The following is an 18,259-nucleotide window of genomic DNA, read 5'->3' as shown; positions in this document are numbered from 1 at the left end:
GTTTAAATCGTAACTGTCGTGAGCTAAATACTTCAGACGCCGGGTCCGGCGGGAACTGTTCGGGAAATATGGTGTCCCTCTCTCTACAGTTCCAGCGCGCTCGGTCGGTCCTTGATCCGATACCAGTTCCCCCGCACCGTGCCACTTCGGTGGCGCGGGCTTTCAGGCCCGGCCCTTTTTTGGTCGGGCCTTCTTTTTTTTCGATTCAGGAATTGTTTCAGTCTAAGGCGGCCTTCATCCCCAGCCGTTAGCATCGGGCATTCACTGAGGGATATTTTCAAATCATGCGATTGCTGCTGGCAGAAGACGACCCCTTGCTGGGCGATGGTCTGCGCGCAGGGCTCAAGGCCCTGGGGTTTCAGGTGGACTGGGTCCGGGACGGTGTGGCCGCCGAGCGCGAGCTGCTGAACCAGACCTACACCGCGGCGATCCTCGACCTGGGCTTGCCCCGGGTCGATGGCATGGATGTGCTCCACAACCTGCGGTCCCGCGGTGTGGCGACACCCGTGCTGGTGCTGACGGCCCGTGATGCCGTGCCGCAGCGCATTCAGGCGCTCGACCTGGGCGCCGACGACTACGTGGTCAAACCCGTCGATCTCCATGAACTGGCCGCCCGCCTGCGGGCGCTGGTGCGCCGCTCCCACGGCCAGGCGCAGGACCGCCTGAGCTGCAACGGCGTCGATCTGCAGCCGGCCTCGCGCGAGGTCTGGGCCGACGGCGAGATCGTCAAGCTCTCCAGCCGCGAGTTCAGTCTGCTGCACGTGCTGATGCTGCGTCCGGGCCGGGTGCTGACCCGCGAACAGCTCGAGAACCACCTCTACGGCTGGGGCGAGGAGGTCGGCAGCAACACCATCGAGGTGCACGTCCACCACCTGCGGCGCAAGCTCGGCTCGCACCGCATCCGCACGGTGCGCGGGGTCGGATACGCCTTTGCCGCCCAGTCCAGCCCGGCGGCCACCGACGCCGGTCCCGACAGCAGTCTCGCACCGCTGTGACCACCCAGGTCGCCAGCAGTTCGCTGCGTACGCGGCTGCTGCGGCGGGTGCTGGCGGGGGTCTCGCTGCTGTGGCTGCTGGCCGCGGTGCTGGCGTGGGCGGACACACGCCGTGAACTGGACGATCTGCTCGATGGCCATCTGGCGCAGTCCGCTGCGTTGCTGGTGGCCTTGCAGTTGCAGGACGGCGGGGAAGTGCTGCTGCCGCCGGCCAACAACCTGCACCGGTATTCGCCGCGGGTCGCGTTCCAGGTCTGGCGCGCGGGTCAGCTCGACCTGCATTCCTGGAACGCGCCGGCCGAGCCGCTGGCGCCGCTGCAACCCGGATTCCACGCCACGCGGCTGGCGGGGCGGGACTGGCGCGTCTTCGCGGCGCGTCCGGCCAAGTCCGACGTCATCGTGCTGGTGGGCGAGCTGAGCTATTCGCGCGCCGAGATTCTCCAGGCGGTGCTGCGCAGTTCGCTGCTGCCGCTGCTGGTGGCGCTGCCGCTGCTCGGGCTGAGCGTGTGGTGGGCCGTGCGGCTGGGCCTGGTGCCGCTGGACCGGCTGGGCAAGGAACTCGCCAGCCGGGATCCGGCCGCGCTCGATCCCATCCGGATACACGACGCGCCGACCGAGTTGCTGCCGCTGGTGAGTGCGCTCAACGAACTGTTCGAGCGGACGACCGCGCTGCTGGCGTCCGAGCGGCGCTTCACCGCCGATGCCGCGCACGAGCTGCGCACGCCGATCGCCGGCATCCGCGCCCAGGCCCAGGCCGCACTCGCCGTGCACGACCCGGCCGCGCGGCGCCACGCGCTGCAGGCCACGCTGGTCGGCTGCGACCGCGCCACCCGGCTCGTGCAGCAGCTGCTGACGCTGGCCCGGCTGGAGGCCGAACCCCAGGCCCGGCTGAACCATGTCGATCTGGTGGTGCTGGCGCGCGACGAGGTGGTCGAGATCGCCTCGGCGGCCTTCGACGAGGGACAGGAGTTGCAGCTGGAAGCGCCGGAAGAAGAGGGCTGGCTGCGGGTGCGCGCCGAGCCCACGCTGCTGGCGGTGCTGCTGCGCAACCTGATCGACAACGCCCTGCGCTACAGCCCGCGCGGCGCGACGGTGCGGGTGTCGGTGGTGCCGGTGATGCCGGACTGGGTGATGCTGGTGGTCGAGGACAGCGGCCCGGGCCTGCCGCCGGAGCATCTGGCGCGGCTGGGCGAGCGTTTCTTCCGCGCCCTCGGCAACGAGCGGCCGGGCAGTGGCCTGGGCTGGTCGATCGTGCGCCGCATCGCGGTGGCGCTGCAGCTCGAGGTGGAGGTCGACCGCTCGCCGGATCTGGGCGGCCTGCGGGTGCAGGTGGGCATGGCGCTGGCGGGCGGCGAGTCCGATCCAGCCCATCCGACTCAGGCTTCGAACGGCCCCGCGCGCGCCGAGTCCCTGTCCCAGACGTAGCGGCACAGCGTCCGGCTTTCGGGCAGCAGGTAGATCACCTGGGTGGCTTCGGCCGCCGGGGCGGGGGTGCCGGAATGGTCGGTCTGCGCCCAGGCCGGACGCAGGCTGCGGCCTTGCGGCGTCCGTGCGAAGGCGCGCAGGCGGCGGTCCAGCGTGGCGGCGTCGCCCGGATCGAAACGCTCCCACAGCAGGTCCACCGGCAGGCCATCGATCAGCCGGATCAGGGTGGCCCCTTCCTCGCGCAGCAGCGCCAGCACGGCATCCTCGTCGCGGATCTGGCCGCGCAGGCGCTGCCATTCGTCGAACAGCATCGGCTGCATGTCTTCCAGGTGCACGCCGGCCTGCTGCAGCGCTTCGGTCCAGGCGGCCAGGTCGCTGGTGTTGACGGCACTCGCCAGCCAGCGGTGGCGCCGCCGGCCGAGCGGCAGCAGCATCACGTGGCGCTCGCCCGGGCCGAGCGCCTGGTCGAAGTGCGCCCGCGCCTGTTCCAGCACCGCCGACCGCGGGCCCTCGCCTTCGATCAGCCGGTGCAGCACGTATTCGTCGGCGACCCGCAGGTGGGCGATCGACGGCAACGTGTCGACATCGGCCAGCCGGAGCGCGGCCAGCGCCGCCGACAGCGCACTGCCGCCGCTGCCGCCCGCGCTGGCGGAGGCCTGGCTCTGCTGCGTCCAGCCCGGGCCGAGCAGCTGGGCCTGGCAGCCCCGCATGCGCAGCTCCAGCAGCAGCTCAGAGCGCCAGCGCAGCGACACGTCGGGCTTCCTCCAGCGAGACCAGCCCGGCCGTGACCCATTCGAGCGCGGCATCCTGCAGGCCGGTGTAACCCTCCCGGCTGGCGGCGGCCTGCAGCGCCCGGTGGGGCACTGGGGTGGTGGTCAACAGCTCGGCCAGCGGTGGGGTCCATGCCAGCCAGCGGCTGATCACCTGACGCCCCACCTGACCGGTGTGGTCGCAGTCCGGACAGCCCGCGCCCCGCACTGAAGCGGGTTGACCGGGCCGGGCCGGGGCCAGCGGCCGGCTGCACGAGGGGCAGTTCAGCCGCAGCAGGCTCTGCACCAGCGCGCCCTTGAGCGTGAGGGCCAGTACCGGCGCGGACAGGCCCAGCCGCTCCAGCCGCAGCAGCGCCGACCAGGGGTCCGTTGCCGCCACGCTCAGCACGACGGGACGCCCGCTCAGGGCCTCGTCGCTCAGGCGCGCGGCCACCTCCGGCGTGTCGAGTTCGTCGATCAGCAGGTGGTCCGGATCCTGTTCCAGCGCGCCAGCAAGGTCGGACAGCGTCGGTCGCTCCAGCAGCAGGATGCGCTGGCCGCCAGCCCCCAGCTCCCGTCCCAGTGCCTGCAGGGTTTCGGACTTGCCGGCACCCGGTGGCGACACCACCAGCCACAGGCCGTGGGCGAGTTGCAGCGCGTGCCGCAGCCGCTCCAGCGTGCCGGCATCGTGGCCGAGTTCATCCAGTCCCGGCGGGCGGTGCGGCCTGGTCACCGTCGGAAGGCGGAGCACGGCCGCGCGCTGCACACGGCCATCGGGCGCGCTGCGCTGCAGCACCGTGATGTGGGCGGTCCACTGGCGCCCGGCATGCATGACCGGCAGGTGGCCGTCGCGGGTCGCGGCGGCCTGCAGGGCCTCGAAGACCGCGTCGAAGGAGGGGGCCTGGCTGTCTGGTGCGGCCGTGCGGCGCAGGATGCCCTCGACACGCATCTGCCAGACGCCGGGGGCTGGATCGTCCGGGCCTGGCTCGGCCTGCAGCCAGTGCAGGTGGGTCGCATGGGCGCCCAGCGCCTGCCGCAGGACCTCGTTGATGTGGCGCAGCGCGTCGGTCTCGGCCGGCAGGTCGCGGCCCGGTCGGCGCACGCCGGTGTGCAGCGCTTCGTCGGCCTGCCGGGTCTGCTCGATGCGGTCGACGAAGCCGAGCAGCGCCTGCACCGGGGTGACGTACCAGCGCGTGCGCGGGTGGCCGGCGTCGCGCAGACGTGCCTCCAGCCACAGGCGGTGGTCGCGGTCGAAGGGGTCGGCCAGCACCAGCGCGATCGCGCCGTCGGCGGCGCGCAATGCCACGCACAACCTCTGTCGGCTGACGTCGAGGGGGATCAGGCGGGTATCGGCCTGCTCGACGCTGGCCCGTGTCAGTTCGGCCGGCGGCATGCCGCTGGCCAGGCCCAGCCAGTCGCGGAACGCGCTGTCCTGCGCGGACGGGGGCACGGGGCGGTGTGTGTCGGCGCTGTACCGCCGCATCAGGCGCTGGACGACCCGCTCGGCCTGCTCCTGCGCCAGCATCCTGGACTGCTCCTGCTCGCTCATGCCGCCATTAGGCCCCAGGCCGCCCAGCGCGACCGCCCCACGCCTGTGGGCTGCAGCCCCCGAAGACAGGCCCCGTCAAGTGCGGGGCAGAAGGGCGGCTGCGAAGGGAAAATGGGCATGAATGGCGAAATATGCGGAGAATTTCGCCAAGTATTTCACATGTAGTCTGGTTCGGGCATGAAGGCTGCCCGCACCAGACCCAGCGCGATCAACACGATCAGCGCGAACAGTCCGAAGCTCCACAGCTCGAATGGCACCCCCAGCAGGGACACCGCCGCGTCGGCGCAGGACGAGCGCACTTCGAACACTTCCGGCTGCCACGCATCCAGCCCGAGACCGGAAATGATGCGGTCGGCGAGCGTCATGTCGCACGACGGCAGCTTGGCGGCCACCAGGTTCTGGTAGAGCGCCGCCGCGCCGCCGGCCACGCCCAGCCCCGCCACCAGCAGGGAAGACAGCACCGACGACAACCGCCCGAGTCCCCCGCCCGGCATGGATGCGGCGAGCAGCGCCACGACGGCGATCGCCAGGAAGAGGATGCGCTGCAGGATGCACCACGGGCAGGGCTCCATGCCGAAGCGGTGCTGCGCGAAGACGGCCCCGCCCACGCTGGCCAGACAGGCCAGGGCGATCAGCACGAGCACCACGCGCGCATGGCGCTTCAGCAGGTCCATGGCGTTCATTCGACTTCGGCGATCAGCTCGATCTCGACGCAGGCGCCCAGCGGGATCTGGGCCACGCCGAAGGCGCTGCGGGCATGGGCGCCGATCTGGTCGCCGAAGACCTGGGCGAAGAGCTGCGAGGCGCCGTTGGTGACCAGGTGCTGCTCGGTGTAGTCGCCGGTGCTGTTGACCAGGCTCATCACCTTGACGATGCGCCGCACGCGCTCCAGGTCGCCGACGGCCGCCTGCAGCGTGCCGAGCAGGTCGATGGCGATGGCGCGGGCCGCCTGCTGACCTTCCTCGGTGCCCATGGTCTTGCCGAGCTGGCCGACCCAGGGCTGGCCGTCGCGCTTGGCGATGTGGCCGGACAGGAAGACGAGGTTGCCGGTGCGCACGAAGGGCACGTAGGCGGCGGCGGGGATGGCCACGGGCGGCAGCGTGATGCCCAGGTCCTGGAGGCGTTGGTGGAGGCTCATGGGTGGTTCCGGAGAAGCTTCAAGTGAAAAAATCGCGATGTGCCATCGCCGAGTGTCCGCACGATCCTACACTGGCTGTCGTCAAAAAAAACCAGGGGCGGGGGATGGGGCAGGCGGGCAGGGAGCGTCGGTGAAGGTGCGGCTGGACCTGTGCGCCGGGCGCGGTGGCTGGTGGGCGGCCGTCGGCTGGCTGTGTGGCAGCGCCCTGCAACTGCAGCAGGCCACCGTTGCCGATGCGCGGCTCTGGCTGCTGGCGGGAGCACTCGCCGCGCTGTGCGGCTGGCGGGGCGCGGCGGTCCGGTCGCCGTGGTGGAGCGGGGTGCTCTGCCTGCTCGCGGCCGGCATGCTGTCCTGGGCGGTGACCGACTGGCGCGCCCAGCAGCGCCTGGCGGACCGGCTGGATCCTGCCCTTGAAATGCAGTCGATCCGCCTCACCGGCGTGGTGTCGGGCTTGCCCGTGTGGCGGCCCGAGGGGGTCCGATTCGAGCTGGCCGTGGAGCGCACGGAGCCACCGTCACCCGCAGGGGTTCCCACCCGCCTGAGTCTGTCCTGGTATCCGTCGGACGACGGCCCCGGCTTCACGGCGGCGACCATGCCCCGCGCCGGCCAGCGCTGGAGCCTGCCCGTGCGCCTGCGGCTGCCGGACGGGCCGGTCAACCCGCACGGCTTTGATGCGGCGCTGGGCTGGTTCGAGCGCGGGATCGGCGCGGTCGGCACGGTGCAGGGTCGCGCGGGCAGCGGGCCGGCGATGCTCGGGGAGACGGGTGGCGAGCGGGTGGACCGGCTGCGCCAGGACCTGCGCGACCGCCTGCGCGGCCGACTCGGTGACACGCCCGCGGCCGGCCTGCTGGCGGCACTTGCGGTGGGGGACCAGGCCGCGATCGAACGCGAAGACTGGGCCGTGTTCCGCGCGACCGGCATTTCTCACCTGGTCTCGATCAGCGGCCTGCACGTCACGCTGCTGGGCTGGCTGGGCGGCGTGGTCCTCGGGCGGATCTGGCGCCTGCGCAGTGCGTGGCTGCTGGTCTGGCCGGCACCGGTCGTCGTGCGCTGGGGCGGTCTGGCGGTGGCGGTGGCCTATGCGCTGCTGGCGGGGTGGGGCGTGCCGGCGCAGCGCACGGTGCTGATGCTGGCGATCGTCGTGCTGCTGCGCAGCGGGGCGCGGCGCTGGTCGGGCGGGCGCATCCTGCTGGCCGCGGCGTTGGGGGTGGTGGTCTGGGACCCGTGGGCGCTGCTGCAGGCGGGGTTCTGGTTGTCCTTTGTCGCGGTGGGGCTGCTGATGCTGGGCGGAGCACCCTCGGCGGTCGAGGTGGGGAAGGGCTGGCGCGGGCGGGCGCAGACGGAACTGCGCAGCCTCTGGCGCACACAGTGGGTCGTCACCCTGGGTCTGGCACCGTGGACGCTGCTGTTTTTCCAGCAGATCTCGCTGGTCTCGCTGCTGGCCAATGCGGTGGCGATTCCGCTGGTGACGCTGGTGGTCACGCCGCTGGCGCTGCTCGGGTTGCTGCTGCCGCCGCTGTGGGCCTGGGCGCTGCCGGTGGTCGAGGTGCTGATGCGCGTGCTGCAGGCCCTTGCCGCGTGGCCCTGGGCGAGTGTGCACCTGCCGGCCGCGCCGGTGTGGGCCCAGGCGCTGGGCATCGCGGCGGCGGCCTTGCTGGTGGCGCCGCTGCCGGTGGCGTTGCGGTTGGTGGGTCTGCCACTGCTGCTACCGATGCTGTGGCCCGCCCTGCCGCTGCCGCCCGACGGAGAGTTCGAGCTGCTCGCTGCCGACATCGGCCAGGGCAACGCCGTGCTGGTGCGGACGGCCCGCCACAGCCTGCTCTACGACACCGGCCCGGCCTACGGGCGCCACGGGGAGTCGGGCAATGCCGGTGAGCGGGTGCTGGTGCCGCTGCTGCGGGCGCTGGGTGTGCGTGCGCTCGACCAGCTGGTCATCACCCACCGCGACACGGACCACAGCGGCGGCGCGGACGCGGTGCTGCAGGCCCTGCCGGTCGCGCTGCTGCAGAGTTCGCTGGAGCCGGGCCACCCGCTGCGTGCGCGGGCGCCGCACCAGCGCTGCACCGCCGGCACACGCTGGGAGTGGGACGGCGTCCGCTTCGAGGTGCTGCATCCCGAGGCGGCCGACCACGACCGGCCGGGCATCGCCGTGCTGCGCCCCAACGCGGTGTCCTGCGTGTTGCGGGTGGCGTCGCGTGGCGGACGGGCGGCACTGCTCACGGGCGACATCGGCATCGACCAGGAGTTGCGCCTCGTGATCCGCCAGCCGGAGCGGCTGAAGGCCGAGGTGCTGCTGGTCCCGCACCATGGCAGCCGAACTTCCTCGGACTTGCATTTTGTCAAATCGGTGCAGGCGACGTGGGCTATCGTGCAGGCTGGGCGGCACAACCGCTATGGGCATCCGGCGCCTCCCGTGATGGAACGCTATGCGGAACAGGGCATTTCGGTGGTCAAGACGCCCCAATGTGGTGCATGGCACTGGCAGAGTGCAGACGGAGCACATTGGTGCGCACGAAATTTGCGCGTGCGCTACTGGCAGTTGATCGAACCTGTGCCATTTGCCGCCGATGGCCCTGATATTGCTAAGTCAGTTCTCAACGATCAACCACCACCCCCATGAGACCGATGTTCGACGAAATGAATGCCACCGGCACCTCGGTGCGGGAACACTATCGGACCTATGAGCGCTGGCTGTCGCAGCAGCCGCGCGAGGTGATGCATGCCCGGCGCGAAGAGGCCGAAATGATCTTCCGGCGGGTCGGGATCACGTTCGCCGTCTATGGCGACAAGGATTCCGGCGAAGGCACCGAGCGGCTCATCCCGTTCGACCTCATCCCCCGGGTCATTCCTGCCCATGAATGGCGCGAGATGGAGAAGGGGCTGACGCAGCGGGTCACCGCGCTCAACCGCTTCATCCACGACGTCTACCACGGCCAGGAGATCGTCAAGGCGGGCATCGTGCCGGCCGACCAGATCCTGTCCAACGCACAGTTCCGCCCCGAGATGATCGGCGTGGACGTGCCCGGTGGCGTGTACTCGCACATCTCCGGCATCGACATCGTGCGTGCGGCGAACCCGGACGGCAGCGGCAACTACTACGTGCTGGAGGACAACCTGCGCGTGCCCAGCGGCGTGAGCTACATGCTCGAGAACCGCAAGATGATGATGCGGCTCTTCCCGGACCTGTTCGCCAGCCACCGCATCGCCCCGGTCGCCCACTACCCGGACCTGCTGCTGGAAACGCTGCGCGAAGTGGCTCCAAACGGCGTCAACGACCCGACGGTCGTGGTGCTGACGCCCGGCATGTACAACTCGGCCTACTTCGAGCACGCCTTCCTGGCGCAGCAGATGGGTGTCGAGCTGGTCGAGGGCCAGGACCTGTTCGTCAAGGACAACTTCGTCTTCATGCGCACCACGCGCGGCCCGAAGCGGGTGGACGTGATCTACCGCCGCCTGGACGACGATTTCCTCGATCCGCTGGTGTTCCGCCCGGACACCACGCTGGGCTGCCCGGGGCTGCTGTCGGTCTACCGTGCCGGCAACGTGACGCTGTCGAACGCGGTCGGCACCGGTGTCGCCGACGACAAGTCGATCTACGCCTACGTGCCCAAGATGATCGAGTTCTACCTGGGCGAGAAGCCGATCCTCAACAACGTGCCGACCTACCTCTGCCGCGAGGCGGACGACTACCAGTACGTGCTCGACCACCTGGACGAGCTGGTGGTCAAGGAAGTGCACGGCGCGGGTGGCTACGGGATGCTGGTCGGGCCGGCCTCCACCAAGGCCGAGATCGCCGCGTTCCGCGAGCAGCTCGTCGCCAACCCGAGCAACTACATCGCACAGCCGACCCTGAGCCTGTCCACCTGCCCGACGTTTGTCGAATCGGGTGTGGCGCCGCGTCACATTGACCTGCGACCCTTCGTGCTGTCGGGCAAGACCGTGCAGATGGTGCCGGGCGGCCTGACGCGGGTGGCACTCAAGGAAGGCTCTCTCGTTGTCAATTCCTCGCAGGGCGGGGGCACCAAGGACACCTGGGTGCTGGAGGACTGAACCAAATGCTGTCAAGAACTGCTGATCACCTGTTCTGGATGTCGCGCTACATGGAGCGCGCCGAAAACACCGCCCGGATGCTGGACGTCAACTACCAGACCGCGCTGCTGCCGCAGTCCACGGCGGTCTCGGAGCTGGGCTGGCGCGGCCTGCTGAGCATCTCCGAGCTGAGCGGCGACTTCGCGCGCCGCTACGGCGAGGTCACCGCCAAGAGCGTCATGGACTACATGGTCCACGACGAGCGCAACCCGTCGTCCATCTTGTCCTGCCTGCGGGCGGCGCGCGAGAACGCCCGTGCCGTGCGCGGCGCGCTGACCACCGAAGTCTGGGAAACCACCAACCAGACCTGGCTCGAATTCAACCGCCTGCTGCGCGAGAACACCTTCGAGCGCGACCCGAGCGGCCTGTTCGAGTGGGTCAAGTTCCGCTCGCACCTCTCGCGCGGCGTGCAGGTCGGCACCATGCTGCAGGACGAGTCGCTGCATTTCGTGCGCATCGGCACCTTCCTGGAGCGCGCCGACAACACCGCCCGCCTGCTGGACGTGAAGTTCCATGCGGTCGAGAGCGACTTCTACGGCGCCGCCGATGCCCGCGACCAGGAATATGACTTCTACCATTGGTCGGCGATCCTGCGCTCCGTCTCCGGCTTCGAGGTCTACCGCAAGGTCTACCGCAACGTGATCCAGCCGGAGAAGGTGGCCGAGCTGCTGATCTTGCGCCAGGACATGCCGCGCTCGCTGGCGGCCTGCACGCAGGAAGTGGTCGTCAACCTGAAGCTGGTGGCGCCTGACGCTTCGTCCGAAACGCTGCGCCGCGCGGGGCGGCTGCACGCGGATCTGGAATTCGGCCGCATCGACGAGATCCTGTCGACCGGCCTGCACGCCTACCTGACGCAGTTCCTCGACCGCGTCGGCGACCTCGGGGCCGGCATCAGCCGCGATTTCCTCGTGGCCGTTCACTGAAAAGAAAGCACCCACCCGTGTCCATCCACGTCGCGCTCAGTCACGTCACCCACTACACCTACGACCGCCTGGTCAACATGGCGCCACAGATCGTGCGCCTGCGACCGGCGCCGCACTGCCGCACGCCGATCCTGTCGTACTCGCTGCGGGTCGAGCCCGAGACCCACTTCATCAACTGGCAGCAGGACCCGTTCTCGAACTACCTCGGCCGCCTCGTCTTCCCGGAGCCGACGCGCCACTTCAAGGTCACCGTCGATCTGGTGGCCGAGATGTCGGTTTACAACCCTTTCGACTTCTTCCTGGAGCCGAGCGCCGAGAACTACCCCTTCGTCTACGAGGACGGGCTGAAGCAGGAACTGGCGCCGTATCTGGTGCCGGAGCCCACCACGCCAGCACTGCAGGCGTTCGTGGATTCGATCGACCGCAAGGAAGTGCGCACGATCGACTTCCTGGTCGGCCTCAACCAGCGCCTGCAGAGCGACATCCAGTACGGCATCCGTCTGGAGCCGGGCGTGCAGACACCAGAAGAGACGCTGACGCTGAAGTCGGGTTCGTGTCGTGACTCGGGCTGGCTGATGGTGGAGACGCTGCGCCACCTGGGGTTGGCGGCGCGGTTTGTCTCGGGCTACCTGATCCAGTTGAAGTCGGACGTGAAGGCGCTGGACGGCCCGAGCGGCACCGAGGTCGATTTCACCGATCTGCACGCCTGGTGCGAGGTCTATCTGCCCGGCGGCGGCTGGATCGGTCTGGACCCCACGTCGGGGCTGATGGCTGGCGAAGGCCACATCCCGCTGGCTTGCACGCCGCAGCCGTCGAGCGCGGCGCCGATCAGCGGTGCCGTCGACAAGTGCGAAGTCGAATTCAGCCACGAGATGCGTGTCACGCGCGTCTGGGAATCGCCGCGGGTCACCAAGCCCTACACCGAAGACCAGTGGGGCGAGATGCTGGCGCTGGGCGAGGCGGTGGATGCCGAGCTGGTCGCGGGCGACGTGCGCCTGACGATGGGCGGCGAGCCGACCTTTGTGTCGGTGGACGACCGGGACGGCGCCGAATGGAACACCGACGCGCTCGGCCCCACCAAGCGCCTCTATGCGCAGGAACTGGTGCGCCGCCTGCGCGACGAGTACGGGCAGGGCGGTTTCCTGCACTTCGGTCAGGGCAAGTGGTACCCGGGCGAGCAGCTGCCGCGCTGGGCGCTGTCGATCTACTGGCGCAAGGACGGTCAGCCCTGCTGGCACAACCCCGAGCTGTTCGCTGACGAGCGCGATCCGCACCAGTACACCGCCGACGATGCGCAGCGCTTCATCCGCCTGCTCAGCGCCAAGCTGGGCATGACCGACGCGTTCGTGCAGACCGGCTTTGAAGACACTTGGTACTACCTGTGGCGCGAACGCCGCCTGCCAGTCAACGTCGATCCCTTCGACAGCCGGCTGGAGGATGAGCTGGAGCGGGTGCGCCTGCGCCGCGTGTTCGCCCAAGGGCTGGACGATCCGATCGGCTACGTGCTGCCGCTCAAGCCGGAAGCAGCGCCCGGTCTGGCTGGTCCACGCTGGGTCACCGGCCCGTGGTTCTTCCGCGACGAGCGCATGTACCTGATCCCCGGCGACTCGCCGATGGGCTACCGGTTGCCGCTGGATTCGCTGCCCTGGGTCGCGAAGAAGGACTACCCGTACCAGATCGACCACGATCCGTACGCCCAGCGCGACGCGCTGCCTGCCGCATCCCAGGTGCGCAGCCAGTACGCCGCGCACGTCATCGGCGGCGGTTTTGCCGAAGGCGGCACGGTGGCACTGCAGCGCGGTGGCCCGGCCGAAGGTGACTACGCGTTCGGCGATGTCTTCGGTGCCAACGTGTCTGCTGCTGGTTCGACGGCCGAAGCCGGACAAGGCCAAGGTCCCGGTGCTGTGCCGCGTGCGGCGCCGCTGTCTGCCCTGTCGGCGCTGAGTGCCGAGGAGCTTGCACGCCATCCGCAGCGCTTCGAGTCGGCGCACTGGATCACCCGCACCGCGCTGTGCGTCGAGGCGCGTGACCCGCGCCGCGCCAATGGCCCCAAGGCCGAAGGTGTCGGCACGGCCACGGGCGTGCTCTACGTCTTCATGCCGCCGCTGGCGCATCTGGCGGATTACCTCGATCTGCTCGCCGCCGTCGAGGCAACTGCCCAAGACCTGGGCGTGCAGATCGTCCTCGAAGGCTATCCGCCGCCGCGCGACCCGCGCCTGACGGTATTGCAGGTCACGCCGGACCCGGGTGTCATCGAAGTCAACATCCACCCCGCGCACAGCTGGCGCGATCTGGTGTCGCAGACCGAGTTCCTCTACGACGCGGCCTGGAAGACCCGCCTGTCGACCGAGAAGTTCATGCTCGACGGCCGCCACACCGGCACCGGCGGCGGCAACCACATGGTCATGGGCGGCGCGACCCCGGCGGATTCCCCGTTCCTGCGCCGGCCGGACCTGCTGGCCTCGCTGCTGACCTACTGGCACAACCACCCGTCCTTGAGCTACCTGTTCTCGGGCATGTTCATCGGCCCGACCAGCCAGGCGCCGCGCGTCGACGAAGCCCGCAACGACCAGATCTACGAGCTGGAAATCGCGCTGGCCGAGATCGAGCGCAACAAGGCCATCTATGGCACCGACATGCCGCCGTGGCTGGTCGACCGCACGCTGCGCAATGTGCTGATCGACGTCACCGGCAACACGCACCGCAGCGAGTTCTGCATCGACAAGCTCTACTCGCCGGACTCGTCCACGGGGCGGCTGGGTCTGCTGGAGCTGCGCGCCTTCGAGATGCCGCCGCATGCGCGCATGTCGATCGTGCAGCAGTTGCTGCTGCGCACGCTGATCGCACGTTTCTGGAAGGAGCCCTACCGCGCGCCGCTGGTGCGCTGGGGCACCGAGCTGCACGACCGCTTCCTGCTGCCGACCTTCGTCCGGATGGACCTCGACGACGTGATGGCCGACCTGCAGCAGGACGGCTATGCCTTCGATTCGGCCTGGTTCGCGCCGCACTTCGAGTTCCGTTTCCCGAAGGTGGGCGAGATGTCGGCGCGTGGCGTGCACCTGACGCTGCGCAACGCGCTGGAGCCGTGGCATGTGATGGGCGAGGAGGGCGCGATCGGTGGCACGGTGCGCTACGTCGATTCCTCGCTGGAGCGCATCGAGGTGCTGGTCACCGGGCTGGTCGATCCGCGCCATGTCGTCACCGTCAACGGCGAGCCGCTGGCGCTGCAACCGACGGGGCGGGTGGGCGAGTACGTGGCGGGGGTGCGCTACCGCGCCTGGCAGCCGCCGGCCGCGCTGCACCCGACCATCGGCGTCCACGCACCGCTGACCTTCGATCTGGTCGACACCTGGAACAACCGCTCGCTGGGCGGCTGCCAGTACCACGTGGCGCATCCGGGTGGTCGCAACCACGACACCTTCCCGGTCAACTCGTTCGAGGCCGAGAGCCGCCGTCTGGCGCGGTTCTTCGCGATGGGCCATACACCGGGCAAGGTCGTGCCGGGTGTGGCGCAGCGCAGTCTGGAGTTCCCCTTCACGCTGGACCTGCGCCGGAGCTGATCCGGGTCAGGGTCCGCCACTGTGGCTGTCCCTCATGTCAGAAAAGCCGGCATCGGCGCATGATGCGCCGATGCAATCGAGTCTTCTCCCCGACGAGGCGCCCGAGGCCGCTGTATTGGCGGCCTTGTCCGCCTTGCATGGTACGCCTGGGCACCGTGATGAACTTCGCGGATTGCTGACGGGTGCGCCGGGCGACGCAGGTCCGCTCGACCTGGCGCCGGTGTGGGAGCGCTTTTTCAAGGCCAACGGAACGGCCGGCTGGCTGGACCTCGCTGCGCGCCTCGCGCGCGTGCAGCGCCGCGTGCGCGAGGACGGTGCGACCTACAACGTCTACGCCGAAGGGGGTGACAGTGCCCGCTCGTGGCCGCTGGAGCTGCTGCCGCTGCTGATCACGCCGCAGGAATGGATCCGGATCGAGGCGGGTGTGAAACAACGTGCGCGGCTGCTGGACGCCGTGCTGTCGGACATCTATGGCGAACAGGACCTGTTGCACGACGGCTTCCTGCCGCCGTCGCTGGTGCTGGCGCATCCGCAATACCTGCGCCCGATGCATGGCGTCAAACCCGCGGGCGGACACTGGCTGCAGATGGCGGCCTTCGATCTGGCGCGCCGTCCCGACGGACAGTGGCGCGTGGTCGGCCACCGCTCGCAGGCGCCGTCCGGCCTGGGCTATCTGCTGGAGAACCGCCTCGTCATCGGCCAGCAGTTCCCCGAGGCCTTCCGCGAACTGAGGGTGCAGCGCGTGGCCTCGGCCTTCCGCGCGCTGATGGACGGCCTGCTGCGTGTCAGCCCGGGCGGGGAGCGCTCGCGCGTGGCCCTGCTCACGCCGGGTCCGCGCAACGAGACCTACTTCGAGCATGTTTTCCTGGCGCGTTACCTGGGCGTGACGCTGGTCGAAGGCTCGGACCTGACGGTGCGCCACCAGAAGGTCTACCTCAAGACGCTGCACGGGCTGGAGCGGGTGCACGTGCTGCTGCGCCGGGTGGACGACGAGTGGCTCGATCCGCTGGAGCTGCGCGGCGACTCGGCGCTGGGCGTGCCGGGGCTGGTGCAGGCGGTGCGGGCGGGCGAGGTGGTCGTCGCGAACGCACCGGGCTCGGGTGTGTTGGAGAGCCCGGGCCTGAGTGCCTTCTGGCCCGAGGTGGCCAAGCGGGTACTGGGGGAAGATCTGCTGCTGCCCGCACACACCAGCTGGTGGTGCGGCGAGGCCAGCGTCTGGGCGGCCAACCGGCGCAAGCTGCGCGAGTTCGTGATCGTGCCGACCTTCTCGCCGAGCGCGGTGACCAAAAGCTTCGCGCCCGTGATGGCGAGCGAACTGAGCCCCGAGGCGCTGCGCCAGTGGGAAGCCCGCATCGACGCCGATCCGGCCGCGCACACGCTCATGGCGCCGGCGCGGCCGTCCGAATTGCCGGTGTGGCGGGCCGGGCGGCTGGAGCCGCGGCCGGTGGTCGTGCGGGTCTACGCGATGTCGGATGGCGAAGGGGGCTGGTGTGTCCTGCCGGGCGGGTTGACGCGCGTGGCCAACCGGCGCGATGCGGACGGGAACGGCAGTGGTGGCACCGATGCCTACCTGTCCATGCAGTCTGGTTCGGCCAGTACCGACACCTGGGTGCTCACCGACGGCACGGTCGATGCGACCACCTTGCTGCCCCGGCCGCTGGAGCCCGCCGAGCTGGCGAACTGGCGGCGTGTCATCACCAGCCGTGCCGCGGAGAATCTGTTCTGGCTCGGCCGCTATACCGAGCGGGCCGAGAACTCCGTGCGCCTGGCCCGTCTGACGCTGGAAGCCCTGCCGGCCGGCAGCACGGGGGTGCTGCAGGTCATGCACGCCCTGCTGGTGCGGCACGGCATGATCCCGGCGGCGGTGCCGCTGCCGGCGCATCCGTCCGGGCAGGCGGCGCGGGTCTTCGAGCGCAGCCTGATCCACGCCATGGGTGACCCGCGTGCCGGGGCCAGCGTCGCCTTCAATCTCCAGGCGCTGCGTGGCTGTGCCGAGGCGCTGCGCGAGCGGCTGTCCACCGAGCACTGGGGCCTCATCAAGCACCTGAGCGAGACCTTCACCCGCCAGCTCACCTCCATCGAGGCCCGCGAGGGGCATGAGCCGCTGAGCGACGTGCTGGGCGTGCTCAACCAGGCGGCGCTGCATCTGGCGGCCATCACCGGCGCCCAGACCGACCGCATGAGCCGCGACGATGGCTGGCGCCTGCTCAGCGTGGCGCGCCAGATCGAGCGCCTCGACATGCTGGCGAACGCACTGGCCACCGGGATCAAGGCCGGGCTCGCGGACACGGACGATGGCTTCGCGCTGCTGCTCGGCTTGTTCGACTCCACCATCACCTACCGGGCGCAGTTCCAGGCACGGCGCGAGGTGCCGCCGCTGTTGCACCTGGTGGTCCTCGACACCGACAACCCGCGCTCGCTGGCCTGGGTGGCGCGCACCCTGCGCGACCGGCTGCGCAAGCTCTCGCGCCACGACCCAGCCTGGGCTGAGCAGATCGTGCGCCAGCTGCCCAGCCCGGAAGACTGGTCGCTCGAAGCCCTGAGCACCCGCGATGCCGACGGCCGCTACACCGCCTTGCTCGACGCGCTGCAGACCTGCTGCATGTTGGTGCTGGGTTTGTCCAACGAAATCAGCCGCCACCTGTTCTCGCATGTGGGGCCGGCCGACCGCACCGTATGGCAGTGATCCCTGCACCGAACCCGGCGGTGACGCTGCGGGTTCTCCACGAAACCGCCTACGCCTACGACGCCCCGGTCGAACTGGCCCACCACCTCGGGCACCTGCGTCCGCGGGCAACGCCCTTGCAGCGGGTGTGCGAGTGGCAGTTGTCGGTCACGCCGCAGCCGGACGTGGGCGATGGCGACGCACCGCAGGACGCCGGCGAGTCGATCGACCCGTCGGGCTGCCGCGTGACGGTGTCGCCCGGCGTGCACCAGAGCGTCGACCCCTGGGGCAACCACCGGGCGAGCTTCTCGCATTCGCGGGTGCATGACCGGCTGGTGGTGGTGTCGAGCTTCGTGGTCGAGATCGACCCGCTGCCGACGCTGCGCCCCGAAGCCAGTCCGCCCTGGGAGGCCGTGGCCGCGCGCCTGCGCTATCGGCCCGGCGCGGGCTTCGACGAGGCGGTGGAATTCACCCTCGGCTCGGCCTACGCACCGCGCGAGGCCACGCTGGCAAGGTTCGCGACGCGCGTGTTCCGGCCCGGCACGCCGCTGCTGGCGGGGGCGCTGTCGATGATGCACCTGATCTTCCGGTACTTCGCCTACAAGCCGCTGGCCACCTCGGTCAACACGCGCGCCCCGGAAGCGCTGGCGCAGCGCCAGGGCGTCTGCCAGGACTTCGCGCACGTGATGATCGGCGCCATGCGCTCGATCGGACTGGCCGCGCGCTATGTCAGCGGCTACCTGCTGACCCACCCGCCGCCGGGGCAACCGCGCCTGATCGGTGCCGATGCCTCGCACGCCTGGGTCTCGGTCTGGTGCCCGGTGCACGGCTGGGTGGCGCTGGACCCGACCAATGCCGTGCTGGCAGGGACCGACCACGTCACCCTGGCCTGGGGGCGGGACTATGCCGACGTTGCACCACTGCGGGGCGTGATCCGGGGTGGTGGGCGCGCCGAGCCGCGTGTGGCGGTGACGGTGGCGCCGCTGGAGGCGGTGTTCGACACCGAGTAAGGCCGTGGGACTTGGCGTGACCCGGACGAAGCGACAAGCCCCGGGGTTCAGCCCGGGGTCGAGCGTTCAAGCCGGGACGGCTTGTCAACCGACATGTATGGAAATACAGTTGCCGGATGGAAGCCGTGAAGACCCTCAAGCTGCGCATCAAGGACAA

The 18,259-nt window shown here is 69.9% G+C and carries 12 protein-coding genes; 8 read left to right on the top strand and 4 right to left on the bottom strand.

Translation table 11 applies throughout. From position 1 onward, the window contains the following. Positions 1-284 precede the first annotated feature (284 nt). Both AABN02_RS00830 and AABN02_RS00825 read left to right on the top strand, forming a co-directional pair. Complete coding sequence (locus AABN02_RS00830; protein WP_338413028.1) at positions 285-995, top strand: winged helix-turn-helix domain-containing protein; 711 nt, start codon at positions 285-287, stop codon at positions 993-995. Next, positions 992-2,419: an ATP-binding protein gene (locus AABN02_RS00825; RefSeq protein ID WP_338413027.1), complete on the top strand. Its 1,428-nt coding sequence runs from the start codon at positions 992-994 to the stop codon at positions 2,417-2,419. Before AABN02_RS00830 ends, AABN02_RS00825 begins: the two co-directional genes overlap by 4 nt. On the opposite strand, the gene AABN02_RS00820 is transcribed toward AABN02_RS00825, so the two are convergent. The 4 genes from AABN02_RS00820 to AABN02_RS00805 all read right to left on the bottom strand — a co-directional run bounded on the left by AABN02_RS00820 (position 2,371) and on the right by AABN02_RS00805 (position 5,855). Then, positions 2,371-3,171, bottom strand: coding sequence for a hypothetical protein (locus tag AABN02_RS00820; RefSeq protein ID WP_338413026.1), 801 nt, complete (start codon positions 3,169-3,171; stop codon positions 2,371-2,373). The genes AABN02_RS00825 and AABN02_RS00820 overlap by 49 nt on opposite strands. After that, positions 3,149-4,717, bottom strand: coding sequence for a hypothetical protein (locus AABN02_RS00815; RefSeq protein WP_338413025.1), 1,569 nt, complete (start codon positions 4,715-4,717; stop codon positions 3,149-3,151). The genes AABN02_RS00820 and AABN02_RS00815 overlap by 23 nt, the downstream gene beginning before the upstream one ends. Positions 4,718-4,872: 155 nt before the next feature. After that, positions 4,873-5,391 carry a disulfide bond formation protein B gene (locus tag AABN02_RS00810; protein ID WP_338413024.1) on the bottom strand — a complete coding sequence of 173 codons (519 nt, stop codon included), beginning with the start codon at positions 5,389-5,391 and terminating at the stop codon, positions 4,873-4,875. 5 nt (positions 5,392-5,396) lie between these two features. Beyond that, positions 5,397-5,855, bottom strand: coding sequence for a RidA family protein (locus AABN02_RS00805; protein WP_338413023.1), 459 nt, complete (start codon positions 5,853-5,855; stop codon positions 5,397-5,399). A 130-nt stretch (positions 5,856-5,985) separates the two neighbouring features. Here AABN02_RS00805 and AABN02_RS00800 point away from each other — a divergent pair, with 130 nt between their 5' ends. The 6 genes from AABN02_RS00800 (at position 5,986) to AABN02_RS00775 (ending at position 18,102) form a co-directional block, all read left to right on the top strand. Further along, on the top strand, positions 5,986-8,475 hold the full coding sequence (locus AABN02_RS00800; RefSeq protein ID WP_338413022.1) for a DNA internalization-related competence protein ComEC/Rec2: 2,490 nt from the start codon (positions 5,986-5,988) through the stop codon (positions 8,473-8,475). Then, positions 8,472-9,905, top strand: coding sequence for a circularly permuted type 2 ATP-grasp protein (locus AABN02_RS00795; protein ID WP_338413021.1), 1,434 nt, complete (start codon positions 8,472-8,474; stop codon positions 9,903-9,905). Before AABN02_RS00800 ends, AABN02_RS00795 begins: the two co-directional genes overlap by 4 nt. Before the next feature lie 5 nt (positions 9,906-9,910). After that, on the top strand, positions 9,911-10,867 hold the full coding sequence (locus AABN02_RS00790) for an alpha-E domain-containing protein (RefSeq protein ID WP_338413020.1): 957 nt from the start codon (positions 9,911-9,913) through the stop codon (positions 10,865-10,867). Positions 10,868-10,884: 17 nt separating this feature from the next. Continuing rightward, positions 10,885-14,427: a transglutaminase family protein gene (locus AABN02_RS00785; protein WP_338413019.1), complete on the top strand. Its 3,543-nt coding sequence runs from the start codon at positions 10,885-10,887 to the stop codon at positions 14,425-14,427. A 70-nt stretch (positions 14,428-14,497) separates the two neighbouring features. After that, positions 14,498-17,113, top strand: a complete 2,616-nt coding sequence (locus AABN02_RS00780; protein WP_338413018.1) for a circularly permuted type 2 ATP-grasp protein — start codon at positions 14,498-14,500, stop codon at positions 17,111-17,113. Continuing rightward, positions 17,104-18,102 (top strand): transglutaminase family protein, encoded by a 999-nt coding sequence (locus AABN02_RS00775; protein ID WP_338413017.1) that lies wholly within the window; start codon positions 17,104-17,106, stop codon positions 18,100-18,102. Before AABN02_RS00780 ends, AABN02_RS00775 begins: the two co-directional genes overlap by 10 nt. Positions 18,103-18,259: the final 157 nt, after the last annotated feature.

Source organism: uncultured Sphaerotilus sp., from assembly GCF_963924895.1.
Lineage (GTDB): Bacteria > Pseudomonadota > Gammaproteobacteria > Burkholderiales > Burkholderiaceae_C > Sphaerotilus.
This window is presented reverse-complemented; position numbering and strand designations above follow the sequence as displayed.